The sequence below is a fragment of the Sorangium sp. So ce185 genome (assembly GCF_051526825.1).
In the GTDB taxonomy this organism is placed as follows: domain Bacteria; phylum Myxococcota_A; class Polyangia; order Polyangiales; family Polyangiaceae; genus Sorangium; species Sorangium cellulosum_D.
Genome location: NZ_CP150316.1, coordinates 12,511,394 through 12,536,036 on the forward strand (window position 1 = coordinate 12,511,394; position 24,643 = coordinate 12,536,036).

Consider the following 24,643-nt stretch of genomic DNA (forward strand, 5'->3'; position numbering starts at 1 on the left):
CACCGATAGTGGATGGAGAGCAGGACGGAAAGCCTGGATCCCGGCGCGGCCGCGCCGCGCGCGGGGCTCAGGCGATCGCGGACGATCACAGGGCCGCCCGGATCGCGTCGAAGAGGCCGTCCGGATCGTCGACGTGGAGCCAGTGGCCGGCGCGCGGGAGGACGTGGACCGAGAGCCAGGGCGCGCGCGCCGCGAGCGCCTCGAAGCGGGCGCGCGACTCCGGCGAGACCGACGCCGACCTGCCGCCGAGGACGACGTGGAGGCGCCGCGCGTCGACCCCGGCGCCGGCCGGCGCCGGCGGCTCCTCCAGGACGTGCCACAGATCGCGCGCGAAGTAGTCGGTGAGCAGGTCGTTCAGGACGTCGAGGTCGAGCCGGATGCGAAAGCCGTCGCCCTCGCGGCGGACGTTCATCGCCAGCCACTCGCCGATGCCGCGGCTGAAGCCGGCGGCCTGCACCGCCTCGAGGAACGCCTCGCGCGACGCGATCGGCTGCGGGATGGCGCGGAGCAGCTCGAGCACGCCGGGGCTCTCCGAGCCGCTCTCGCCGGCAGGCCTGGCGCTCGGATCGACGTCGAGGATGAAGCCGCGCTCGATCTCCGTGGGCTCCGTGGGCCCCGCGCGCCGGCGATCGAGGTAGGCGAGGGCCACCTTGCCGCCGAACGAGTGGCCCATGACCCCGCGGATATCGAGGCCGAGGCGATCGCCGAGCCGGAGCAGGTCGTCGGCGGCCGCCGCGATGGTGTGGGGCGCCGGCGGGCTCTGCGACAGGCCGTGCGCCCGCAGGTCGACCAGGATGAAGCCCCACGGTCGCGCGGCGGGGCCGGGCGCCCCGGGCGCGCCGCCGGTGGCCTGCGCCTCGGCGAGGCGCCGGACGAAGGTGCGCCAGTTGGCGCCGGAGCCGAAGATGCCGTGCAGCACGAGCATCCAGCGGGCAGGCGCCGCGGAGGGCGCGGAGACGAGGGCGTGGTGGGGCACGAAGGCGTCGGGTGCGTTCATGGCTCTCCGGGCGGCGCGAGCGCGCCGCCTGCGCCTAGCGCTAGCATGGACCCATGGCCAAGAAGCCCCCCATCGCGCCGTCGAATGCGGACGCCGCGGAGCGCGACGCCGCGGCGCCGCCGAGGCCCGCGCGCTTTCACGGCGCGACGCTCGCCGGGGCCGACTTCGACGACGCCGACCTGCGCGGCGCGCGCTTCCACAACGTCGCGCTCGCCGAGGCCGAGCTCGACGATGTGGACCTGCGCGGCGCGCGCTTCCACAACGTCGCGCTCACGGAGGTCGACCTCGACGACATCGACCTGCGCGGCGCCCGCCTCCACAACGTCGCGCTCGCCGAGGCCGAGCTCGACGATGTGGACCTGCGCGGCGCGCGCCTCCACAACGTCGCGCTCGCCGCCGCCTCGCTCGACGACGTGTCGCTGGCAGGCGCGCGGATCGACAACGCCGACGCGGCGGGGACGCGCTGGTCCGACGTGACCCTGCGCGGCGCTCGCCTCGAGGCGTCGGACCTCCGCGAGGTCGAGATCACCGGCTGCAAGATCGACGGGCTCACCATCGACGGCGTGCGGATCGACCGCCTGCTCGAGGACGCGAAGCGCCGAGCGAGCGCGAGCCCCACGCCGGAGGAGGCCACGAAGGAAGCAGCGCCGGGGAAGAGGAAGGCGAAGCGCCCCGCTCCCGGGCGGTGAGCGGGCGGGGCGACTCGCGCGATCGCGGGTGGCCTACGCCTCGATCAGCCCGGTGCGGACCGCGATGCGGGTCAGCTCGACCGCGCTCTTACATCCGAGCTTCGCGTAGATGCGCACGCGGTGGGTCTCCACCGTCTTCGGGCTGATCGTGAGCCGCGCGGCCGTCTCGCGCGTCGACACGCCGGCCGCGAGCAGCCGCAGCACCTGGCGCTCGCGCGGGGTCAGCGCGTCGAGGCCGCCGGAGCCCTCGCTCGCCGGCTTGCGCATCGCGCGTACGACGGCGCCCGCGATGCTCGAGGACAGCGGCGCGCCGCCGGTCGCGATCCGGCGGATGCCCTCGATGACCTCCTCGAGCTTCGAGGTCTTCACGAGGTAGCCCTGCGCCCCCGCGCGGAGCGCCTCGGCGACGCGGAACTCGTCGTCGTAGCCGCTCAGCACGAGCAGCTTCGCCTGCGGCAGCTGCGCCCGCAGCGCCCCGAGGAGCTCGATGCCGTCCCGGTCGGGGATGTTGAGATCGACGAGCACCACGTCAGGCTTGCAGCTCGCCGTCTCGCGCAAGGCGTCGGCTGCCGTCCCGGCCTGGCCCACGACGACCATGTCGGGCTCGTCCGAGAGCGCTCGAGCGAAGCCTTCGCGGACGACGGGGTGATCGTCGATCAGATAGATGTGCAGCTTGCTAGCAGGGGTTTCCGCCATGATGACCACAGGGGGATTGGAGTGTCCTTCGGACCACAATTCGATACCCGCGAGCAGTTCAAGTCAAGCTGCTCGGGTCGTCCTGGGAGGAACCTTACAGGGGTATCAGGTGCTCAACGATCTGCAAGCAGCGGCGCGGCGGCAAGCCCAATTGATGAGGAAAACTCCGTCCTGAGCGAGTTTCGGAGCTCAGCGGAGATCTGCGCCGTGGGAAGCGTTACGCCGCGCGCCATGCGCCACGCCCCGCGCCATGCGCCACGCCCCGCGCCATGCGCCACGCCCCGCGCCATGCGCCACGCCCCGCGCCATGCCCGCGCGACCTGCCCCATGCGGTCGCGGCGGCCGTCTGGTATCCTTTGCGCGCCTCATGCGCCGAAAAGGCCAGCGATCGAGAGAAACTGGATGAGCTCGCCGGGCCCTTCTCCGTGCCTGGCCGGCGCCTCGCCGCCCCCGCGCGCGGAGATCTTCGTCATCGACGACGACCCGGCGCTCGTCGACTCGCTGATGGAGCTGCTCGCCGACGAGGGCTACGGCGTCCAGGGGTTCACGCGGCCGCTGGAGGCGCTCGATCGCCTCGCCCGCGGCGCGCGGCCGCGGGCGGTGCTGCTCGACTACGTGATGCCCGAGATGACGGGCGAGGAGTTCCTCGCCGCGCTCGCCGCGGCGGGCGTCGAGGTGCCCGTCCTCCTGCTCTCCGGCGTGAGCGAGCCCAGCATCCGCGGCGCCGTGGCCGGCGTGCTCGCGAAGCCGTTCGACGTCGACCGGCTCCTCGGCGTGCTCGATCGGCTGACCGCCGACGTGCAGCGCTAGCCCACCGCCGCCGCGCCCCGCCCTGATCCCGGCCTGCACAGGCGCGGCGGCACGATCCTCGCGTACCCCGGCCCCGGGGAGGAGCCGAGGATGTCGTCTCTCCAAGACAGCGCCGCCGGGCCGCCCGTCGCCGCGCGGGGCGGGCCGAGCAGCCCCGGCCTCGCGGGCGCGCCGGCGGCCGCGATCCGGCTGCCGGCCGAGCTGCACCACCGCTTCCGCTTCGTCGTCCTCGACGCGAGCGTCGTCCCGGAGGCGGACGGCGGCCCGGAGGCGGACGGCGGCGCCGCGGCGCCGCTCGACGCGTTGCTCGCGATGGGGGTGCGCGTGGCGCTCCTCGCCCGCGAGGGCGTGCCCCACCTCGCGCGGCGGCTCGAGCGCGGCGCGCGCGCGGAGAGCGCGGCGGACCGGAGGCGGCTCTTCGTCGGCGCGCTCGAGGGCGCGGAGCTCTACGGCTTCGATCGCCGCGGCGCCGCCGTCCCGCTCGCCGCCGCGGCGCCGCCGGACGGGCGCTCCGCGCTGGCCGCGCTGCTCGCGCAGGTGATCGCGCCGCTCCGCATCGCGCCGCGCGACTGGCTCGCCATCTCGCCGGAGCCCGGCGGCGGCGCGCCGGCGGCGGGCGCGCGCGGGCTCGCAGGCGCGCGCGGGCTCGCGGGCGCGCCCGAGCTCGCGGGCGCGACCCACGCGGCGGCGGGCGCGCGGCGGCTCGGCGAGATCGTCGCGCTCCAGCGGGACCTCGACCGGGAGCTCGGCGCGCTCGCGGCGCCGCGCGACGCCGCGTGGATCGTCGAGGAGCCGGGGTTCGACGTGGCGCGCGAGCACGAGATCGAGTCGCTGCTCGCGATCGCCAACGGCTATCTCGGCTCGCGCGCGTCGCTCCCGGAGGGGTCGAGCGTGTCGCGGCCGGCGACGTTCATCGCGGGCGCGTTCGAGCCCTCGGCCGACGTGAGCCGCGTCCCGGAGCTCGTGATCGCCCCCGACTGGGGCCGGCTGAGCGTCGCCATCGAGGGCGAGCCGTTCTCGGCGGAGACGAGCGGCGTGCTGCACCACCTCCGCGCCCTCGACCTGCGGCGCGGCGTGCTGCTGCGCGAGTGCCTGCGGCGCGGCGAGGCCGGGCACCTCGCGCACGTCCACACGCTCCACGCGGCTTCGCTCGCGGACCGCCACGTCCTCGTCGAGGCGCTCAGCGTCGCCCCCATCAACTTCACCGGGACGATCCGCGTCGACGCGATCCTGAGCGGCGACGTGAAGAGCGCGAGCGGCGCGGCGCACTGGGCGCGCTTCTCGGCGGACGCGCGCGCCGAGAGCCTGCTCCTCGTCGGCCACACGCACGGCGGGCTCGAGACCGCGATGACCTCGCACCTGCGCGCGCTCCCGGGCGAGGCCGCCGAGGGCTCGCCGCCCGAGGCCCCCGACGGCGCGCGCTGCGAGCGCACCGAGGGCGCGCGATCCATCGCCGAGCGCTGCGACATCGGCGTCCGCGTCGCCGAGCGGCTCCGCCTCTTCCGGACGACGACGCTGCACACGTCGCGCGACACCCCCGCGCCGCGCGAGGCGGGCGAGGCGCTCCAGGCGGAGCTCTCGCGCCGCGCCGCGGGCGACGTGCTCGGCGAGCACGCGCGCGCGTGGGCGGAGCGATGGCGCCGCGCCGACGTCGAGATCGACGGCGCCCCCAAGATCGAGCGGGCGCTCCGGTTCGCCCTCTACCACCTCATCGGCGCCGCCAACCCGGACGACCCGCGCTGCTCCATCGGCGCGCGCGGGCTCAGCGGCGAGGCGTACCGCGGCCACGTCTTCTGGGACACCGAGACGTTCCTCGTCCCCTTCTACACGCACTGCTACCCCGAGGCCGCGCGCGCGCTGCTCCTGTACCGGCACCGCACCCTCGCGGGCGCGCGCCGCAAGGCGAGGTCGCTCGGCTACGAGGGCGCCCTCTACGCGTGGGAGTCGGCGGACACGGGCGACGAGACGACGCCGCCGCTCCTCGTCACGCCGTTCGGCGAGGTGGTCCGGGTGCTCTCCGGCGAGCAGGAGCACCACATCAGCGCCGACGTCGCGTACGCGGCGCACGCGTACGGCCGCGCCACCGGCGATCTCGAGTTCGAGCGCGGCGAGGGGGCCGAGATCCTCGTCGAGACGGCGCGCTTCTGGGCGAGCCGCGCCGAGACCGGGCCGGACGGGCTCGCCCACATCCGCCGGGTCATCGGGCCGGACGAGTACCACGAGGCCGTCGATGACAACGCGTTCACGAACTGGATGGCGCGGTACAACCTCCGCGCCGCCGCCGCGGTCGTCCGGCGCGGCGTGGCGCGCGGCGACGTGCTCGCGGCGCTCGACCTCCGGCCCGAGGAGGTCGAGCGCTGGTGCGACGTGGCGGATCGCATGGCCCTCGGGCTCGACCCGCGCACGGGCCTCATCGAGCAGTTCGCCGGCTACTTCCGCCTCGAGCCGTTCGCGATCGCCGACTACGCCGTGCGCAGCGCGCCGATCGACGTGCTGCTCGGTCGCGCGCGGACGCAGGCCTGCCAGGTCGTGAAGCAGGCGGACGTCGTGCAGCTCGTCGCGCTGCTCTGGGGCGCGGTGCCCGCGAGCGCGCGGCGCGAGAGCTTCCTCTACTACGAGCCGCGCACCGCCCACGGGAGCTCGCTGAGCCCGGGCGCCCACGCGCTCGTCGCCGCCCGGCTCGACCTCCACGCGCACGCCGCGCGCTACTTCGACCAGACCGCCGACATCGACCTCGGCAACACGATGGGCAACGCCGCGGGGGGCGTGCACGTCGCCGCGATGGGCAGCCTCTGGCAGGCGGTCGCGTTCGGCGCCGCCGGCCTCACGCGCGTCCCGCGGAGCGCGCTCGCGGCGCGGCTCCCCCCCGCGCCGCCGTGGCCGGACGAGGACGAGGCGATCGGCGTCGAGCCGCACCTCCTGCCGGGCTGGCGTCACCTCAAGATCCCGATCTCGTGGCGAGGCCGCGCGCTCGAGATCCACGTGGAGGACGGCGCGGTGGAGGTCGCGCTCGAGGGGAGCGCGCCGCTGCCGATCGCCGCGCTCGACGCGGGCGCGGTCGCCTGCGCCGTCGTGGCCGAGCCGGGCCGGCGCTACGCGGCGCGTCGGGTCGGCGGCCGGTTCCAGACATGGGAGGAGGTCACGACATGCTGAGCGCCGTGCGCGATGGATCTCTCGGGGAACGTGGGGCGCTGTCCGGGCCGGCTTCCGCGGCCGATCCGCCCCTCGGCGCGCGCGAGGGGGGCGACGAGCCGTCGCCGGAGAGCGGCGCGCGGAGCAGGAGCGTGCTCGTCGCGCTCCACGGCCGCCGCGCCCACCAGGGCGCCCTCGGGCTCGGGCGGCTCATCGCCGGCGCGCTCCACGCGCCGCTGCACGGGCTCCTCGTCTGCGCCGAGCCGCTCGAGGCGAGCGAGGTGCCCGCCCACCTCGGGGTCGCCCCGGAGGCGCTGCAGGGCGTGGTGCTGCACGTCGCGGCGAGCGAGGATCCGCCGGGCGCGCTCGCGGCGGCGGCGAGGGGCCGCGGCGCCTCCCTCGTGGTGGTGGCCTCCGAGCCGGAGGAGGTCGTGGACGAGCGCCTCGGCGTCGGCCGGCTCGCCGCGCGCGCGCTGGAGGCCGCCGCCTGCGGGGTCGTCGTCATCGGCCCGGCGGCGCCGACGGCGTCGCGGATCGAGCGCATCCTCTTGCCGCTCGACGGGACCCCCAGCACGGCCGCCGCCATCACCCCCGCCGGAGAGCTCGCCCGCAGGATCGGCGCCGAGCTCGACATCGTGATGGTCGGCGGCGCCTCGCCGCGGGAGGCCGACGACGCGCCGCCCGTCTCGACGCCGCTGCCCTCCGAGCCGGGCGCGATGGTGGCGCCCCTGTACGTCGATCAGCCCCAGCACGAGTGGCCCGCGTTCACCGAGGAGTTCCTGGCCCGGTTCCTGAGCGCGATCGGCCACTGCCCCCACGACGTCGCCACGCGGTTCTTCCTCGGCAAGGGCGAGCCGGCGGCGGAGATCCTGCGGCTCGCCGGGCAGCTGACGAGCGACCTCGTGGTCCTGGTCTGGCACGGGCAGCTCGAGGATCACCACGGCGGCGTCTTCCGTGACGTGCTCTGCGGCGCCCCCTGCCCGGTGATGGTCCTGCGGCGGTAGCGCGCGCTCTTCAGCGTGTTCTCCGGCGCGGCCGCGCCCCGACGGGCGGGCTCCACGCCAGCGGGCGTCGAAAGGCGCTATGGTGCGCCGCCATGGTCGCCCGCAAGCTGCCCGCCAGCGAGTGCCGCAAGATCGTCGACCCCCAGACCTTCCGCTTCTCCACGACGGATGACGTCGCGCCGCTGTCCGCGGGCATCGGCTCGCAGGAGCGCGCCCTCGCCGCGCTCTCCTTCGGCCTCGAGATCCGCCAGCCCCGCTTCCACGTCGTCGTCGTCGGCGCGCCCGGCACCGGCCGCACGTTCTGCGCGCGCGCCGTCGCGAAGCGCATCGCCGCGAGCCGCCCCACGCCCGACGACATCCTCCTCTTGCCGAACCCCCACCGCCCGAGCGAGCCCACGGTCCTGTCGCTCCCCCCGGGCGAGGGCCGCCCGTTCGTCGCGGCGATGGAGGAGCTCCACGAGAAGCTCGTCGACGCCCTGCGCGGCGCGACCGAGGGCGAGCGCTTCAAGCAGGCGCGCGGCAAGATCCAGCGCCGGGTCAACGCCGAGGAGCGGCGGCTCGAGGAGCAGCTCAAATCCGCGGCGCGCGAGCTCGGCCTCGACCTCGTCCGCGGCGACGACGAGGTGCAGATCACCTCGCTCGACGACGCCTCGAACGCGCCCGACGGCGAGGCCCTGCACGCCATCGCCGGCTCCATCGAGGAGTTCGAGATGCGGCTCGCCACGGTGCAGGACGAGGCCGACGCCGAGCTGCGCAGCGTCGTGAAGCAGCTGCTCAGCGACGGCGTGAAGGGCTGCTTCCAGCCGGTGCGCGCGCGCTTCGAGGGGCGCGACGACATCAGCGCCTTCCTCGCGGACGTCGAGACCGTCGTCTCGAAGGAGTTCCGCCTGCTCGTCGACGAGGCGCGCGGCGAGGAGGGCGGCGCCACCCTGCCGCGCGGCGTGGTCGTCCCGACGCTGCTCACCGAGCACACGCCCGACTCCGGCGCCCCCGTCGTGGAGGTCCCCTACCCCACGCTGAGCGCCCTCTTCGGCCGCACCCACGCGCCGCCCGACTCCGGCTTCCCGCCCGAGCCGGGCTTCGCCGTCGCGGGCGCCCTCCACGAGGCGGCCGGCGGCTTCCTCATCCTGCCCGCGGGCGCGCTCCTCAAGAACGAGGCGCTCTACGAGCAGCTCAAGGCCTGCCTCCTCGCCGGCAAGTTCATCGTGCCCGAGCACAACCCGTCGTACTTCCGCGGCACCGCGGAGGAGCTGCTCTTCCCGCCCATCTCGATCGACGTGAAGGTCGTCCTCGTCACGAACCCGCAGCTCTACCAGGACCTGCACGACGCCGATCCGGAGTTCTCGCAGCTCTTCAAGGTGCAGGCGCGCTTCGAGACGACGATCTCGCTCGACCAGGCGCTGCTCACCTACCCCGCGTTCCTCGCCGGCTTCGCGCACGATCGCGGCCTGCCGCCGATCACGGCCGACGGCGTGACCGCGCTCCTCTTCCACGGCGGCCGCCTCGCGGAGAGCCAGACCAAGGTGAGCGCGCAGCTCGGGCTCATCGCCGAGGTCGCGACCGAGGCCGGCTACCGGGCCCAGCGCCGCGGCCGCAAGGTCGTCGACGGCCCCGAGGTCAACGAGGCGCTCGAGGCGGCCCGCCGCCGCGGCAGCCACTTCCGCGACCACGTGCACGAGATGCTCTCCGACGGGACGATCCGCATCGACGTCACCGGCCGGCGCGTCGGGCAGGTCAACGCGATCTCGGTCCTGTCCGACGGCCCGCAGACGTTCGGCCGCCCCTGCCGCGTGACGGCGGTCGTCTACCCGGGCCGCGAGGGCCCGGTGAACATCGCGCGCGAGGTCGAGATGTCCGGCCCGCTCCACAGCAAGGGCGTGCTCGTCCTCACGGGCTACCTCGCCGCGCGGTTCGCCCAGCACCGCCCGCTCTCGTTCGGCGCCTCGCTCGTCTTCGAGCAGACCTACGAGCCCATCGAGGGCGACAGCGCCTCGTCGAGCGAGCTCTACGCGCTCCTGTCGGCGCTCTCGGGCGTCCCCATCCGGCAGGAGCTCGCCGCGACCGGCAGCATCGATCAGCAGGGGAGCATCCAGCCCGTCGGCGGCATCAACGAGAAGATCGAGGCCTTCTTCGATCTGTGCGCCGCCAAGGGCCTGACGGGCGAGCAGGGCGTGCTCATCCCGAGCGCCAACCGCGACGCGCTCATGCTGCGGGGCGACGTCATCACCGCGATCGAGGCCGGCCGCTTCCACGTGTACGAGGTGAGCTCGGTCGAGGAGGGCATCGAGATCATCACCGGCGTCCCGGCCGGCGTCGCCGACGCGGACGGGAGGTACCCGGAGGGGACCGTGTTCCACGCGGCGGACCAGCGGCTCGAGCGCTTCCACCAGGCGATCGCCGACACGACGAGAGGGGGGCCGAGCGCGGATCCCCGGGGCATGCTCCGGGGTCGCTGAGGAGGACCGATGGCCGCGAAGCGCACAGCCAAGCCGCGGGCGCCGAAGGAGCCCAAGGCCGCGCCCGCCCCCCGGGCGCGGCGGAAGAAGGCGGCGCCGGCCGCGGGCACGCGCGGCCTCGACGCCGCCGAGCTCGCCGCGGGCGCGCCCCCGCCGGACGTCGCCGCGCTCGCCGAGGCGATCCGGAGCGACGGCGGCAGCGTGCTCGCCGTCTACCGCGAGCCCGTCGGCGGCGCGTGGGCGGTCCTCGCCGGCCTGCCGCTCGACCGGGTGGAGCCGACGCCGTTCCAGCGCGACCTCTCGGAGGCGCACGTCGCGCGCCTCGGCGAGGTCATCGACAAGCTCGACTGCTTCCTCGATCCCATCATCGCCGTGCGGACCCCGCTCTCGTCGGGGCCGGGCCGGGCCGGGCCGTCCGCGCCCGGCGAGGGGAGGTACTGGACCCCGAACGGCAACCACCGCCGCGCCGCGCTCACGCGCCTCGGCGCGAAGAGCGCGGTCGCGCTCGTGCTGCCCGACGAGCGGATCGCGTACCGCATCCTCGCGCTCAACACCGAGAAGGCGCACAACATCCGCGAGAAGGCGCTCGAGGTGACGCGGATGGCGCGCTCCCTCGCCGATCTCGATCCGCGGCCGGAGCAGGAGTTCCGCCTCGAGTTCGAGGAGCCGAGCCTGCTCACCCTCGGCCTCTGCTACGAGCAGCGCCCCCGCTTCTCGGGCGGCGCCTACCAGTCGGTCCTCCGGCACATCGACCGCTTCCTCGACGAGCCGCTCCCGGAGGCGATCGAGACCCGCAGGGCGCGCGCCGAGCTCCTCCTCGCGGTCGACGACGCGGTCGCCCAGGCCGTCGACGCGCTCAGGGCGCGCGGCTTCGAGAGCCCGTACCTCAAGGCGTTCGTCGTGGCCCGCATCAACCCGCTCCGCTTCCAGAGGTCCCCGGACGCGCCGTTCGAGCCCACGCTCACCAAGATGCTGGCGTCGGCGCAGCGCTTCGATCCCGCCGCGGTCCGCCCCGACCAGGTCGCGCGCGCCGCCGGCCCGCCCGAGGAGCCCGCCGGATGATCCCGGCCGGCGCCGCGTGCGCGATCGCCGCCGTCGCCGCGCTGCTGCTCCTCCTCGGCGGCCTCGTCCGGGCGAAGCGCGCCGCGCGGCCGGCCCGCCGCGCCGAGGCCCCCGCGCCCGCCGGTCGGCGCCGCTGGGCCGCTCGTCCGGCCGCGCGCGCCGGGGAGGCTCCCGCCGCGTCGCCGCCGTCCCACCGCGGCGATCCCCGGGCCATCTACGCGTACGCCGCGCACGTCGTCGGCCAGTCGCTCGCCTTTCATGGCAGCTACCGGGCGGCGGCCGCGTCGCTGCGCGACGTCCCGCTCGACTGGACGCCGCCCGGGGTGCGCTTGCTCCTGATGAGCAACCTCGCCCAGTGGCAGCTCTGCGCGGGCGACGTCGAGGCGGCCAGGCGGCTCCTCCCGGACCTCTGCGAGGAGCGCGCGCCCGCGTCGGTGCGCCCGCTCGTGCGGGGCGCGCGCGCCGCGGTGCTCGTGCGCACGGGCGACGCCGAGGGGGCGCTCTCGCTGGTCGGCCGCTCGGACGGGGAGCGGGACGAGCCGTCCGAGGTGCGCCAGCGCTACCGCATCACCCGGGCGCACGCGCTCGCCGCCCGGGGCGAGCTCGCCGCCGCGCGCGCCGAGCTCCGCCGGGTGGTCGACGACGCCGGCGTCGACGAGCTCTGCCGCTGGATCCCCGCGGGCGGGCCCGCCCGGGCGACCATGATCGAGCTCATCGACGCGGGGTGACGGACTCGCGATCTCCCGCCCTCGTCCGCCGCGCGCGGCCGGCGCGTCGCTCTCCCTCTGGGGCTCCCGACGAGGCGGTGAGCGCCGCGCAGCCCTGGCCACTCACGCCCTCGTCGGACCGCGCGGCGCCGCGACGCCTCGATTCTCCGGCAGATATCGAGTCGGTGGACTCGCCATCAATTCGGCAGATCCGCCGATTGTCAATCCTCATTTACCTGATTTGTCGCGCAGGAGCTCCCGTACGCTTTTTCTGGAGATCCGGCTCGATCGAGCGACCTGGTGGGCTCGTGGCGGGGATTCCGCAGGACGGTGGGGGGCGCAACGTTGCGGGCGATTGGCATCTGGTAGAAAAAGGATGCTGTACGCAAAGTGCATCGGGCCAGGTAGGCTTCTCGCGTCGGCGGGGGAGAATGCATGCCAACCTGCACGGGTGGCCAATGAGGGTGGGGGCGCCGCGGGGGGGCGTCTGCGGGTGCAGCACCGGTTCTGCCACGACCACGCGCCCGGCCGGGGCGGCTGCCCTCGTCGACGGGAGCCTGCCTGGGAGGCTCCCATGAACCGCCCAACGGACACGCCGCCTCATCGCATCCTCATCGTGGACGACAGCCCCACGTACCTGCACCAGGTCGCGGCGGCGATGCGCGACGAGGGCTACGTCGCCGTGCTGGCCCACTCCGGGGAGGAGGCGCTCGCGCGGCTCGCGGCGGCGCGCGTCGACGGCATCCTGCTCGACATGGTGATGCCGGGGCTGTCGGGTCCTGCCACCTGCCTCCGCATCAAGGCGAACGCCGCGTGGCGGCCGATCCCCCTGCTCATGCTCACCGGCCGGGACGACCACAAGGCGATCCTCGACGCCCTCTCGGCCGGCGCCGACGACTTCGTCACGAAATCGGGCGAGCTCACCGTGCTCAAGGCCCGCCTGCGCGCCCAGCTGCGCCGCAAGCACTACGAGGACGAGAACCGCAGGATGCGCGAGCTCCTCCTGCGCCGCGAGATGGAGGCGGCCGAGGCGCGCGCCGACAAGCGCCTCAAGCAGAGCGAGGAGCGGTTCCGTCTCATCGTCGAGGGCGTCCAGGACTACGCCATCTTCATGCTCGACCCCGCGGGCCGCATCGCCAGCTGGAACCCGGGCGCCGAGCGGATCAACGGCTACCGCGCCGACGAGATCATCGGCCGGCACTGCTCGGTCCTCTTCCCGCCGGAGGACGTCGAGCTCGGCAGGCCCGCCGCGGAGCTCGAGTGCACGGTGGAGGCCGGGCGCTCGGTCCAGGAGGGCTACCGCGTCCGCAAGGACGGCACGCGCTACTGGGCGAACGAGGTGATCAACGTGCTCTTCGACGAGGCCGGGCGCCTGCGCGGCTTCGCGAAGGTCACCCGCGACGTGACCGAGCGCCGCCGGGTCCACGAGGCGCAGCGCATCCTCGTCTCGGCCGGGCAGATCCTCGGCGAGTCGCTCGACTTCGAGGAGACGCTGCGGCGCGTGGTCCGCGTCGCCCTCCCGGATTTCGCGCAGATCTGCGTGCTCCTCCTGCAGGACGAGTCCGGCGCGACCGAGCGGCAGGTCACCGCCCACGCCGACCCCTCGATGGCGGCGGCGGCCGAGCTGCTCGGCAGGCTCACGGCCGACTCCTGCGCGCGCGGCATCGGCAGGGTCCTGCGCACGGCGCAGCCGGAGCTCATCCCCCGGGTGACCGACTCGTTCGTCCGGGCGATCTCCTTCGATCAGGCGCACTACGAGGCGCTGCGCTCGCTCTCGCTCGCCTCGCACCTCACCGTCCCGCTGACCGCGCGCGGTCGGACGCTGGGCACGCTCTCGTTCGCCTCGACGCACCGGCGCTACGACGCCGTCGATCTCGACCTCGCGCAGGATCTCGCGCGGCGCGCGGCCCTGGCCGTCGACAACGCCCGGCTCTACCGCGAGGCGCGGCTCGCCGTGCGCGCGCGCGACGATTTCCTCACGATCGCCTCCCACGAGCTCCGCACCCCGCTCACGCCCATGCAGCTGCAGGTCGACGGCCTCCTGCGCGCCGGCAAGCGCGGCGACCTCACCGCCGAGCGCGCGACGCCGCGGCTGGAGATGATCAAGCGCCAGGTCGAGCGGCTCGCCCGGCTCATCACGAACCTGCTCGACATCTCGCGCATCTCCGCGGGCCGCCTGCAGCTCGAGCTCGAGGACGTCGATCTCGCGGCCACCGTGAACGACGTGCTGGATCGGTTCCGCGAGGAGCTCGCCGCCGCGGGCTGTCCGGTCGATCTGTCGGCCCCGGCCTCGGTCGTCGGCCGGTGGGATCGCCTGCGCCTCGATCAGATCGTCACGAACCTCCTCTCGAACGCGATCAAGTACGGCGCCGGCAAGCGCATCGACGTCGCGGTCTCGGACCTCGGCGACCGCGCCCGCCTGGTGGTGCGGGATCGCGGCATCGGCATCGCGCCGGACCAGCAGGCCCGCATCTTCGAGCGCTTCGAGCGCGCCGTCTCCAGCGAGAACTACAGCGGCTTCGGCATGGGGCTGTGGATCGTGCGGCAGATCGCCGACGCCCTCGGCGCGACGATCGAGGTCGAGAGCCGCCCGGGCGAGGGGGCGACGTTCACCGTCGACCTGCCGAAGGTGCCCGCCTGACGCGCGCCCGCGCCGCGCGCGTCACAGCGCCCGGCGCACCCGGCGGCGCTGCTCGATCATGTGCTGGGTGATCTGCTGCCGGCCCTCGGCGCGCTCCACCAGCGTCCACACGTTGTCGCCGCGCTCCCTGCCCGCGCAGTCGAGGAGCGCGTCGGCCGCCTGCTCGGCGGGGATGAGCCCGTCGTGTCGCCCCGGCAGCTCCACCACGGCGACGCGCGTGCAGAGCCCGCCCATCGTCGCGAGCATCCGGCGCACGACCTCGCGGAAGATCGCCTCGTCGAACGCGTCGCGCCGGCCGGCGCCGAACAGGACGAGCTTGTCGAAGGCCATGCGCGGCTTGCACGGGATCATCACGACCTCGCCGAGCTCGCAGGTGATCTGGCCCTGCCGCCGGAGCTCCGAGATCCGGCCGCCGAGGCGCCAGTCGCAGAGGCCGGCCACGCCGTGGGCGGGCAGCGCGTCGCTGAACGGGGCGCACGCGAGCACCTCCGAGTCGAGCTCGTCGAGGCTCTGCAGGTCGGGGGGGACGAACCGGAGCTCCACGGGTCAGACGCTGATGGCGCCCTTGCGGAAGTCGCTCTTCGCGATCTTCACGTTGACGCAGGCGGGCTTGCCGCACCGGAACGCCTCGTCCAGCGCGGGCCCGAGCTCCTCCACGCGCTCCACGAAGGCCCCGAAGCCCCCGAGCGCCTCCACCACGCGGTCGTACCGGGTGAGGTCGAGCGACGTCGCGGGCGCGCGGCCCTCGCCGTAGAGCTCGACCTGCCCGCGCCGGATCTGCGTCCAGGCCGCGTCGTTGCCGATCACGCTCACGACGGGGATGCCCTGGCGCGCCATCGCCTCGAACTCGAGCGCGTGGAACCCGAACGAGCCGTCGCCGTACACGAGCACGACGTTGGCCTCGGGCCGCGCGAGCTTGGCGGCCATCGCGTAGCCTGGCCCGACGCCGAGGGTGCCGAGGGGGCCCGGGTCCATCCAGAGCTGCGGCCACTCGAGTTTCAGCACGTTCGCGGCCGTGGCCACGAAGTCCCCGCCGTCGCCGATCACGATGTCGTCCTTGCCGAGCCGCTTGCCGATCTCGGCGCAGACGCGCAGCGGGTTCGGCGGGTCGCTGTCGCTCGCGATCTCGGCGAGGATCTTCGCGCGCGCGCGCTCCTCGGCCTCGCGCACGGCCGCGAGCCACGCCTCGGCGGATTTGTCGGGCACCTCCGCGAGCAGCTGCTCCAGCACGACGCCGCTGTCCCCGTCGATCCCGAGGTCGACGCGGCGGTTCTTGCCGAGCTCGCTGCCGTCGAGATCGATCTGGACGACCTTCGCGGCCGGTCCGACGGCGCGGCCGTACTCGAGCCGGAAGTCGAACGGGGTCCCGAGCACCACGCAGAGGTCGGTCTGCGCGAGGGCGAAGCGGCGCGAGCGGCCCATCAGCCCGGGGTGCGCGTGGGGCAGCGCGCCGCGGGCCATGCCGTTCAGGTAGAAGGGCGCCTTCACGGCGTCGGCGAAGCGGCGCAGCGCGTCCCGCCGCGGCGACCAGCGGAGCTGGCTGCCGACGATGAACATGGGCCGCTCCGCCTCCCGCAGCATGGCCGCGGCGCGCGCGACGGCGGCCGGGTCGCCGCCGGGCCGGGCCGGGGGCGTCGGCGCGGTGGCGGGCGCGTCGTCGCCCGCGAAGCCCATCAGCAGATCGAGCGGGACCTCGAGGAAGACCGGGCCTGGCACGTTCGCCTGGGCGACGCGGAAGGCCGAGTCCACGTACTCCTGGATGCGGTCGGTCGACGGGACCGAGGCGCTCCACTTGGAGATGGGGCGCATCAGCTCGACGTGGTTCATGTCCTGCAGCGAGCCCATGTCGGCGAGGGCGCGCGGGCCGGCGCCGCCGAGGACCACCATCGGGATCCCCGCGCGCTGCGCGTTGGCGACGGCGGTCACCACGTCCGTGACGCCCGGCCCGGCGGTGACCGCGCACACCCCGGGCCTCCCGGTGACCCGCGCGTACCCGTCGGCGGCGTGGCCGGCCGTCTGCTCGTGCCGCACGTCGACGACCCGGATGCCGTCGTCCAGGCACCCGTCGTAGATCGCCTGGATGTGCCCGCCGCACAGGGTGAAGAGGTGGGTCACCCCGTGCCTCGCGAGCGCCTTCGAGACGAGCTTGCCTCCGTGCACCTGCGCCATGGGGCCGGCATATACCATGTGCGCCCCAGCGTCCTCCCGGCGAGCGGGCGATTCGTGCGCCTCCGCGGCCGCCGGCGCCGCGCGCCGGGCAAGCTGCCTCACCGGGCCGGGCGCTCGGCGCCGCGGACCTCGGCGGAGACGACCCCGGCGGCCGCGCGTGTGGCGCCGTGTTCGGACGTGCGCCCCACAGCCGCGCTGACCTCCGAACCGGCGTCCGGTGTTCACTGCGAAACGGCCAGGACGAGTCTTAGTTTAGTGTTTTTCCTAACCTCCAACGTCCTTTGAGAGCGCCGCGGCGGCAACGCACCTGCCGGCGGGTGCGCGCGCCGCCTCCTTGCCCGGAAACCACGCTATCGCCGGCGCCCGTCGTCAGGCCGCACCCGAGAGGAAGCCCACGCGCAGCGGGTGACGCTGTAAAAATACAGCGTTGCTACAGGGTCGACTCCGCCCCTGCTGGGATATCGTCGCCATCTCGGCGCGAGCAGCGCCGTGCTGGCCGCTGCCAGATGCTGTTCTCTCCGGGCGATGAAATGATATAGTTGGCTCCTTATTGCAGCTGCCACCTCCACACCGCCATCTCTCTCGGCCTCACCCCGGTGCCCCTGCCCTGCAGCCGCCGGCCTGGGAGAAGGCACCGGACCTCTCCGGGCGCGGATCGCGGCCGAGCCCGGCGCCGTCGCCGACGCTCGCCGTAACCTTCCTGCAACGTGGCGGAAACAATTCGGCCCGCGCCGAGCGCGCGCGAGAATCTGTGAGGAAGTTAACCGGTTCAGTGGGCGATGGGCACGGCGGGCGCACGGTGATTGGTGAGAAGGAGCGTGTCCCGGTGGCCGTCCTGGAGGAGGCGTGCGCGGTCGTCCGCGATGACACGCGATCTCCTTTGCGTATGCGCGCCAACTTCCTTGAGGTGCAGCAACCTCGACGGCGGGAGGCGCCCTGGCGCCGGGACGGCCGTCTCGCTGGATCGATGGGGGAACGCGAGCCAATCGTGTGTGGCGCTCTCGTGGACGCTGGGTTCACTGCCTACGTCCCGAGCGGCGTCTACCACGTGCGCTTCCTCTGTCCGGGTGTCCCTGATGCCCGCATCCGGGGATGGACTCCGTCCCCGGTACATCATTTCATTGACGTGCGATCGGCCAAGGCATCATCTGTCGTTGCTGCTGGGCCAACATTTCGGCCGACATCCGCGCCGCGTGGGCGGTAGTGCGCTGGCGCCTTGCTTCTCGCAGCGTTCATTTCAAATATCCTGCTCTCACAGAACGTTACCCAATACACCAAAATGACGCGTGACTGCTTACATGAGCTTGCGAGCTTGTTGTTTTCTATTTCGGGAAAGCTCTGTATCGGTTATGCGGGATAAGAGGACGCGCAATAGCGCTTCGCTGGAGTAGCATCTTCCTATGTCGGAGCCCCCTAGTAGCAGCAGTCAATTGATCCGGATACCCATCGTGCTGGCGCTCGACTGCAGCCCCGGTTTTCTGGCCCGTTGCCGCAGGGTCGCGGCGCGGGCTCGTTTCCTCGTCCGCTCGTGCGAGGCGGCGTCGGCGTGGGCGATGGCGGTCCGCCTCCGCCCGCTGGCGATCGTCCTGCCCAGCCACTTGCACGAGCGCGCCCCGCAGACGTTCGAGCTGCTCGCGGAGGACGCGGGAGCGCGCCTCGTCGTCGTGGAGTCCGAGCAGCTGCCCGCGGGCGAGCTGGAGGGGCACATCACCCACGCGATCGGCGAAGCGGCCCGCGCCCGAGGCGCCTAGCCGCGCCCCAGGGTCCCGCGCCGCGCCCGAGGCGCCTCGAACGTGCCGGAGGCGCCTCGAACGTGCCGAAGGCTCCTCGAACGTGCCGGAGGCGCCTCGAACGCGACCGCCGACGCCTGGCCCCGGCCGCCGCGTGGCTCGGCCGCTGCCGGGCCTCGGCGGCCGCGCGTCTCGGCCGCCGAAGGCCTCAGTCGGTGCGGACACCCGCGGTGAGGTGGAAGCCCCAGGTGTGATCGAGCGGCGGGCCGAGCTCCTCGTCGAAGGGAAGCAGCAGCCCCGCTCGGAGGAACGCGGCCTTGCGCTCGATCGCGAGGAACGGCTCGAGGGCGAGCACGTACAGATTGCGCGCGACGGCGTGCCGGATGCCCACGTTGTCGAACGTGGGCAGCGCGACGCCTTGCACGCGCAGGCCGCCGGCGATCCCGTGGCCGATCTGGACCTCGGCGGCGTGCTGGATCGCGACCTCGTACTCCTCGTTGCGGCCGAGCGGGATGTAGAGGAGCGGCTCGATCTGCAGGCGCGCGATCACCGGGCCGAGGTGGGCCTCGGCGCCGAGGCGCGCGTGGATGGGGAGGATGCTCGGGAAGTACTCGTGGAGATCCCAGTAGGCGCGGCTCGCGCCGACCGGCTCGTAGCTGCGGTGGTCGTGGGTCTGGGCCGAGAGCGTCGCCAGCCCGACGGCGCCGCCCACGGTGATCCAGAGCTTGCGGCCGGCGCGGGCGACGTGGTGGGCGCCGAGCATCACGTTGCCGAGCACGGCGTCGGTGCGCTCATCCATCGCGAGCCCGAAGGGGACGCGGACGTCGAGGAACGTCTGATCGGCGAACGGCATGCGGGCGAAGAGGGCGACCGCGAGCCCGGAGACGTCGCTGTCGCCGCCGCTGAACGCCGAGGTCTCCAGGCCGATCGCACCGCGCTGGGCGAGCGGCACCGTCCCCCCGCCGAGCGCGCCTTCGTCGGCAGGCGCGGGCAGCGGCCCTTGCTCGGCTTCGGAGAGGGACGAGGTCCAGTCCTCCATGCTCTCCCACCGGCCGGCCCGCCGCGCGGCCGGCGTCCTGGCGGGCGGCGCGGCGTCTGCCGGCGGTTCGGCAGCGCCCGGCTCGGGCGTCGCTCCAGCCGGCCCGGGCGGCGATCCCTCCGGCGCTGGCGCATCCGCTGCCGGGGCGCCGGGCGCTGCAGGCGCGGGGCTCGCCGGCGGCTGCGGCGCGCCGGGCGCTGCAGGCGCGGGGCTCGCCGGCGGCTGCGGCGCGCCGGGCGCTGGCTGCGGCGCGCCGGGCGCCGGCGACTGCGGCGCGCCGGGCGCCGGCTGCGGCGCGGACGCTGGCGGCGTCCCCGCCCGCGCCGGAGGAGCCGGCGGCGTTCCCGCCGGCGCCGAGGCGGTGGGCGCGGGGCGCGTCGCCGGCGGAGGCGTCACGGGCTGCGCGGCGATCGGCGCGGCCGCGAGGATCGCCGTCGCCAGCCAGGAAAGCGAGGACAAGACCAGGATTCGACGTGGCATCGTGTCTCCTTGGGGCGCGCATCCTATCGCCTCGGAAGGCGCGCGCGTCTGCTCCAGCAAGCGCCGGTCGCGCTTCGCCCTCCCGCGCCCGGGCAGCGCGCCGCGACGCGGGCCCGGACCGACGGCTCGAGCGCGAGGCGAGCGCCGCGCGCCCCCCGGCGGAGCTGCCCCGGCGGAGCGGCGGCCCGGAGGCACGCCCGGGCTCCCCGCGCGCGCTACAAGAGCGCCGAGAGCGCCGCCGCGAGGCGCTCGTACTGCGGCCGGTCGTTGTAGATCTGCGCCGAGATCCGGAGGGCCCGCCCCGGCGACGCGGGCCAGGCGAACACCGGCACCTCGATGCCCCATTGCGCGAGGAGCGCGTCCTGGAGCGGGTCGAGGCGCAGCGGCGACGACGGCGCGTCCGGGAGCGGCACCGTCGCGAGCGCGCCGATCATCGCGTCGGGGCTCGGCGGCGGGCAGCCGAGCGCCGCGCAGAGCAGGTCGCGCGCGGCGAGCGCCGTCGCCCGGTTGTGGGCCCGGAGCTCGGGCCAGCCGCCGGGCAGGAGCGCTCCCATCGCGCGGATCGCGTCCGCGACGCAGAGGGCCGCGCTCGGATCGGAGGTGCCCGTCCAGTCGAACTCGAGCAGGAAGCGCGACCGGTCGGTGCGCGGCGAGTTGGCGCCGTGGCTGATGCAGAGCGGGCGCACCGAGCCCTGCCGGTCGCGCCGCACATGGAGAAACGCCGCGCCCTTCGGCGCGCACATCCACTTGTGGCAGTTGCCAGTGTAATACGCCGCCCCGAGGGCGCGGAGGTCGAGCGGCAGCATGCCGGGCGCGTGCGCCCCGTCGACGAGGAGATCCACGCCGCGTCCGGCGAGCTCGGCGGACAGCGCGGCGACCGGGAACACGAGCCCCGTCGGGCTCGTCACGTGATCGATCAGCACGAGCCGCGTCCGCGGCCCCACCCGCGCGAGCACCGCCTCGACCACCTGCTCGGGCGCCTCGATCGGGAACGGCACCGGCGCGACCACGACGCGCGCCCCGGCGCGGGCCGCGACGGCCTCGGCCGCGTTGCGGCAGGCGTTGTACCCGTGGTCGGTGACGCAGAGCTCGTCGCCCGGCCCGAGCGAGAGCGACCGCAGCACCGTGTTGACCCCGAAGGTCGCGTTGGGCACGAACGCGAGGTCGTCCGCGTCGGCCCCGACGAAGGCGGCGAGCTCGCCGCGGGCCGCGTCGAGCAGCGGCTCGAGCTCGCGGAGGAAGAAGCGGACCGGCTCGCGCTCGAGCTGGTCGCGGTAACGCTGCTGCGCCTCGAGCACCGCGCGCGGGCAGGCGCCGAACGAGCCGTGGTTCAGGAAGGCGACGGCCGGGTCGAGCGGCCAGAGCTCGCGCGCGGCGCCGGCGCGCGACTCCGGGAAGGCGTTCGGGTTCATGGCGGAGGTCGAGTGCCCTGGGAGGCTGAGGTGTCGGAGGGCCGGTGACAATGTCGCGCGTGGCCACGCCTCCTGTCGAGGGCGTCGAGGGCCACGCGAGGCGCATCGATGGTGCATCCATGATGGCTATATCGATCAACGTTGATTCATGGATCAACCGTGACCGCCTTCCGGCAAGGATGCAGCGCTCGGTCAACCCATCCATGATGGACGCATCCACGGTCCATCATGGACGGGTCGGAGGGCGGCGCCTCGATGGCGCCGCTCAGCGGCCCATCCAGAGCGGGGAGGCGCCGTTCATCTGGAGGGCGTCCATGCGCCGCGCCGCGGGCGGGGCCGCCGCGGCCGCGCGGGCGGTCTTTCGCGCGCTCGCCACCGCCGAGGCGGCGCCGGCGATGCGCGCCTTCTCCTTGGCCGACTGCGCGCGCGCCGCCTGCTCGCGGAGCCGCTCCTCCGCCGCGGCGAGCTTCGCCTCGGCCGCGCCGAAGTCGCCGGAGCCCACGTCCTGCGCCGCGGCGAGCTGCGTCATGCCCGTCTCGATCACCGCCGCGAGCGTCTGGGTCCGCTCGTTCTCGTGCGCGGCCACCTGGGCCGGGTCGCTCGTCACCTCGTAGCGGGCCACCACCTCCTGCACGCGCGCGACGTTGCCGTTCTCGGGGTCGCGGAAGTGGAGGCGCTCGCTCGCGAGCGGGTGCGAGCCGGCGGCCGGCGCGGTGACCCGCACCCGCACGAGCATCTCGCGGTGCTGCCCGCCGAACATCGTGCCGAGCAGCACGCGGACCGCGTCGCCGGACCGGTCGGCGCGCTCGTTCGGCACGCCGATCACCTCCACGCCGGGCGCCGGGACGATCTCGACGAAGGCGCCCGTCGCCGCGGTCGTCTGGAGCAGGGCGAGCTCGCGCTCGAGGACGGAGGACATCTGGCGGGCCTCGGTGAGGTGGTAGAGCCGGCCGCTGGAGCCGAGGGCGAGCGCGTTGAGCGTGCGCTCGTCGTAGTCGGCGCCCACCCCGATCGACGTGATCTGCACCCCGTGGGCGGCGCCGCGCTGGGCGAGCGCGCCGAGGAGCTCGGGCGACGACGGGCCGATGTTCGCCTGGCCGTCGGAGATGAGCACCACGCGCCGGACGGCGTGCGTCGACGGCGCCGCGGCCGCGTGCCGCTCCGCGAGCCGGAGGCCCTCGAAGAGGTTCGTGCTGCCGTCGGGGCCGAGCGCGGCGATGGCGCGCGCCACCGCGGGGCGCGTCTCGGGGCCGAGCACGGCGGGCGCCACGCGCTCCACGGCGGCGTCGGCGAACGACACGAGCGAGACCAGGTCGCCGTCGGGAAGCCCGTCGATGAACGCCTGCGCCGCGGCGCGGGCGTGGTCCATCTTCGGCCCCTGCATCGAGCCGGAGGCGTCCACGAGCAGCGCGACGGCGGCCGGCGCGCGCGCCCCGCGGCGGGCCGCGGGGACGTCGACCCACACGCCGAGCTGCGTCTCGCGCGTCCCCGGCAGCACGAAGTCGCTGGCCCCCGCGGCGCCGATCCAGACGCCGCGGCTCGCCTCGGCCCGGGATCCCGGCGCCTCGACCGCCGCAGGCGCGGCCGCCGCCGCGGCCCCGCCGGCCGCCGCCGGGGCCGCGGCGACCGCCGGCGCGCCCTCCTGCCGCGCCCCCGGGCCTGGCGAGACCTCCGCGGCCGCGGCGCCCGTCTCCGGAGGCGCCGCCGCGCCGGCCGCGCAGCCCAGAGCCGCAAATCCCATCAGCACTCCCGCGAGCATCGTCCGCATCGAGAAGCTCCTTCCGCCGCACGCCCCAGCCAAGGCGCGGCCCACGGGGGACTCGCGTCCTCCGCCGCGATCTCCTCGACCCCCGCAGCGCGCGGCTTCTACGGACCCAGCCGAAAAAAGATCTCCGGGAGAGCTCGCCGCCGCGCCGCCGTCCCTCCCGGCCGACCCGCCCCGGAGCCCCCGCCGAGCACACCTCATGCGTCGCCGGCGCATGAGGCCAGGGCCCCTGTCGAGATCTCGCGACCGATGCGGCTCCCCGCGTCCCTCCGCCGATGGTCCGCGTCTTGCTGATTCACGATCATGGACGGGCGATCGCCGGCGCGCGGCGCCCGGACACGATGCGCCGCCGAGCGGCGATGCCGGAGGAGGTCGATCCGATGAAACTCGTACGAAGCAAGTCTCCAGCTCTTCTCGCCGCCTTCGCGGCGATCTTCCTGGCTGTCGCGAGCCTCTTCGCTTTGCCGGATTACACGCTCACGGGCACCGGCGTCCGCGTGAGGACGGTCGGCACGGCCAAGATCGATGTCTATCGGATCAGCCATTACATGGAACAGCTCCCCTCCACGAGGTCCAAGCAGGCCGTCATCGAGATGGATACGGGGAAGAAGTTCGTCTGGACGATGCTGCGCGACGTCGACCGCGAGAGCATCGTCAAGGCGCTGAAGGACGCCTATGCGATGAACGGGTACGCCGATCAGACGAAGATCGCGAGGTTCGTCTCGGCGTTCGAGGGCGACCTCAAGACGGGCGCGGAGGTCACCATCGAGTACGACGCGCGCGCGAAGACGACCACCGCCAAGGTCGCCGGCGGCGGGACCGCGACGGTGGGCGGCCTCGATTTCATGAAGGCGACCTGGCAGATCTGGTTTGGCAAGATCGACCAGCCGACGCTGAGCGACGAGCTCATCGCCAAGCTCCCCTGACGCCGGGCGCCTCGTCAGCCCGCCGGCTCGGCGCGCGGGGAGCACGCGACGAGCTCCCGCCGCCCGCGGACCGCGCCGAGACCGCTGCTCCCGCGGTCCGCCGCGACGCCGCGGCTCGGCGTCTCCTCAGCCGTGCTTGCGCTCATGCCTCTTCAGCGTTTTGTCGACCTTTTCCAGGGCTCTGAGGATGCGATCCTTGATCGGAGCTCCGCCGTTCTCTCGAGCCGTGAGCGTCGCCATGTGGGCGGCGCAGAGGTTTTCGGCGTCATGGAAGCGAAGCGCCAGCTCCTCGGCCCATCGCCGAAATTCCAGCGCTGCCCCGGGGCGCTTCTCGAGCGCCTGCGACAGCATGGGAGAGAAGCTCAGGACGTCGTTGAGCCCCAGGAGGCGCATCGGGGACGGGAGGCGGACGTACATCAGCGTGTCGTCGACGTGAATCGTCCTCGACGCGCGGTGCAGCACGAGGACCGACGAAAAGTGCACGTTCTCGTTCGAGGAGACGAAATCGACCCCGCGCGGCACCGAGAAGTCGAGGTCGCCAGCGAACAGCGCGTGCGCCGCCGGATCTTCGATCAACGTCTCTTCCCACGGGAGGTCCGGGAAGCGGGATAGATGGCGAGATGTGCCGTAAAGGCGCGCGTGCGGATAGTGGGCATGCATGGCCTTCGCGTGCAGCGTGTGGAAAGGGTGAACGTTGATGATGGCCTCCACGTCCCTTCCACCATGGGTGATCTCGTCGATCTGCCGCTTCTCCTCGACCCCGAGCGTGTAGGAGTCGAGAAAGATATACTTCCCGTTCTCGCGCCGGACGAGGGACGCGTGCGTACCGACGTCGATGATCCCGCCGATCTTGAACGATCCGCGAATGTTCCAGAAGCCGTCCGCGACCGGGATGATCCGATGGTTCATTCGAGCCTCCTTCCCTGGA

18 protein-coding genes are annotated in these 24,643 nt (G+C 74.2%); 10 read left to right on the forward strand and 8 right to left on the reverse strand.

All coding sequences use genetic code 11. From position 1 onward, the window contains the following. Positions 1-85: 85 nt before the first annotated feature. Positions 86-997, reverse strand: coding sequence for an alpha/beta fold hydrolase (locus WMF26_RS46205; protein ID WP_437997903.1), 912 nt, complete (start codon positions 995-997; stop codon positions 86-88). Positions 998-1,050: 53 nt separating this feature from the next. Between WMF26_RS46205 and WMF26_RS46210 the strand changes: the two genes are divergently transcribed. Next, entirely contained in the window at positions 1,051-1,686 is a 636-nt protein-coding gene (locus WMF26_RS46210) for a pentapeptide repeat-containing protein (RefSeq protein WP_437997904.1), read from the forward strand. A 33-nt stretch (positions 1,687-1,719) separates the two neighbouring features. Here the strand turns inward: WMF26_RS46210 and WMF26_RS46215 are convergent, their stop codons facing one another. After that, the gene (locus tag WMF26_RS46215; protein ID WP_044970202.1) at positions 1,720-2,382 is read right to left on the reverse strand and encodes a response regulator; all 663 of its coding nucleotides are present in this window, start codon (positions 2,380-2,382) and stop codon (positions 1,720-1,722) included. A 402-nt stretch (positions 2,383-2,784) separates the two neighbouring features. Between WMF26_RS46215 and WMF26_RS46220 the strand changes: the two genes are divergently transcribed. The 7 genes from WMF26_RS46220 to WMF26_RS46250 all read left to right on the forward strand — a co-directional run bounded on the left by WMF26_RS46220 (position 2,785) and on the right by WMF26_RS46250 (position 14,194). Further along, positions 2,785-3,192, forward strand: coding sequence for a response regulator (locus WMF26_RS46220; RefSeq protein WP_437997905.1), 408 nt, complete (start codon positions 2,785-2,787; stop codon positions 3,190-3,192). Between the two features lie 90 nt (positions 3,193-3,282). Beyond that, positions 3,283-6,345 carry a glycoside hydrolase family 65 protein gene (locus WMF26_RS46225; RefSeq protein WP_437997906.1) on the forward strand — a complete coding sequence of 1,021 codons (3,063 nt, stop codon included), beginning with the start codon at positions 3,283-3,285 and terminating at the stop codon, positions 6,343-6,345. Then, on the forward strand, positions 6,339-7,328 hold the full coding sequence (locus WMF26_RS46230; RefSeq protein WP_437997907.1) for a universal stress protein: 990 nt from the start codon (positions 6,339-6,341) through the stop codon (positions 7,326-7,328). Before WMF26_RS46225 ends, WMF26_RS46230 begins: the two co-directional genes overlap by 7 nt. Before the next feature lie 92 nt (positions 7,329-7,420). Next, positions 7,421-9,784, forward strand: a complete 2,364-nt coding sequence (locus tag WMF26_RS46235; RefSeq protein WP_437997908.1) for an AAA family ATPase — start codon at positions 7,421-7,423, stop codon at positions 9,782-9,784. Positions 9,785-9,793: 9 nt separating this feature from the next. Continuing rightward, complete coding sequence (locus WMF26_RS46240) at positions 9,794-10,846, forward strand: chromosome partitioning protein ParB (RefSeq protein WP_437997909.1); 1,053 nt, start codon at positions 9,794-9,796, stop codon at positions 10,844-10,846. Continuing rightward, positions 10,843-11,574 carry a hypothetical protein gene (locus tag WMF26_RS46245; protein ID WP_437334391.1) on the forward strand — a complete coding sequence of 244 codons (732 nt, stop codon included), beginning with the start codon at positions 10,843-10,845 and terminating at the stop codon, positions 11,572-11,574. Before WMF26_RS46240 ends, WMF26_RS46245 begins: the two co-directional genes overlap by 4 nt. Positions 11,575-12,127: 553 nt before the next feature. Then, positions 12,128-14,194, forward strand: a complete 2,067-nt coding sequence (locus WMF26_RS46250) for an ATP-binding protein (RefSeq protein WP_437334392.1) — start codon at positions 12,128-12,130, stop codon at positions 14,192-14,194. 21 nt (positions 14,195-14,215) lie between these two features. Here WMF26_RS46250 and WMF26_RS46255 read toward each other — a convergent pair whose 3' ends face one another. Together WMF26_RS46255 and WMF26_RS46260 are read right to left on the reverse strand one after the other, a co-directional pair. Beyond that, complete coding sequence (locus WMF26_RS46255) at positions 14,216-14,737, reverse strand: M17 family peptidase N-terminal domain-containing protein (RefSeq protein WP_061623693.1); 522 nt, start codon at positions 14,735-14,737, stop codon at positions 14,216-14,218. Positions 14,738-14,740: 3 nt separating this feature from the next. Further along, the gene (locus WMF26_RS46260) at positions 14,741-16,363 is read right to left on the reverse strand and encodes a thiamine pyrophosphate-binding protein (protein ID WP_437997910.1); all 1,623 of its coding nucleotides are present in this window, start codon (positions 16,361-16,363) and stop codon (positions 14,741-14,743) included. 1,430 nt (positions 16,364-17,793) lie between these two features. Between WMF26_RS46260 and WMF26_RS46265 the strand changes: the two genes are divergently transcribed. Then, positions 17,794-18,114 (forward strand): hypothetical protein, encoded by a 321-nt coding sequence (locus tag WMF26_RS46265; protein ID WP_437952449.1) that lies wholly within the window; start codon positions 17,794-17,796, stop codon positions 18,112-18,114. Between the two features lie 187 nt (positions 18,115-18,301). On the opposite strand, the gene WMF26_RS46270 is transcribed toward WMF26_RS46265, so the two are convergent. The 3 genes from WMF26_RS46270 to WMF26_RS46280 all read right to left on the reverse strand — a co-directional run bounded on the left by WMF26_RS46270 (position 18,302) and on the right by WMF26_RS46280 (position 22,792). Further along, the gene (locus WMF26_RS46270; protein ID WP_437997911.1) at positions 18,302-19,612 is read right to left on the reverse strand and encodes a hypothetical protein; all 1,311 of its coding nucleotides are present in this window, start codon (positions 19,610-19,612) and stop codon (positions 18,302-18,304) included. A gap of 215 nt (positions 19,613-19,827) precedes the next feature. Then, on the reverse strand, positions 19,828-21,024 hold the full coding sequence (locus tag WMF26_RS46275) for an aminotransferase class V-fold PLP-dependent enzyme (protein WP_437997912.1): 1,197 nt from the start codon (positions 21,022-21,024) through the stop codon (positions 19,828-19,830). 265 nt (positions 21,025-21,289) lie between these two features. After that, positions 21,290-22,792, reverse strand: coding sequence for a vWA domain-containing protein (locus WMF26_RS46280; RefSeq protein ID WP_437997913.1), 1,503 nt, complete (start codon positions 22,790-22,792; stop codon positions 21,290-21,292). Between the two features lie 377 nt (positions 22,793-23,169). On the opposite strand from WMF26_RS46280, the gene WMF26_RS46285 reads away from it, so the two are divergent. Continuing rightward, entirely contained in the window at positions 23,170-23,715 is a 546-nt protein-coding gene (locus WMF26_RS46285; protein ID WP_437997914.1) for a chalcone isomerase family protein, read from the forward strand. Positions 23,716-23,841: 126 nt separating this feature from the next. Here the strand turns inward: WMF26_RS46285 and WMF26_RS46290 are convergent, their stop codons facing one another. Next, a complete protein-coding gene (locus tag WMF26_RS46290; protein ID WP_437997915.1) occupies positions 23,842-24,624 on the reverse strand; it encodes a hypothetical protein in 783 nt (260 codons plus the stop codon). Positions 24,625-24,643: the final 19 nt, after the last annotated feature.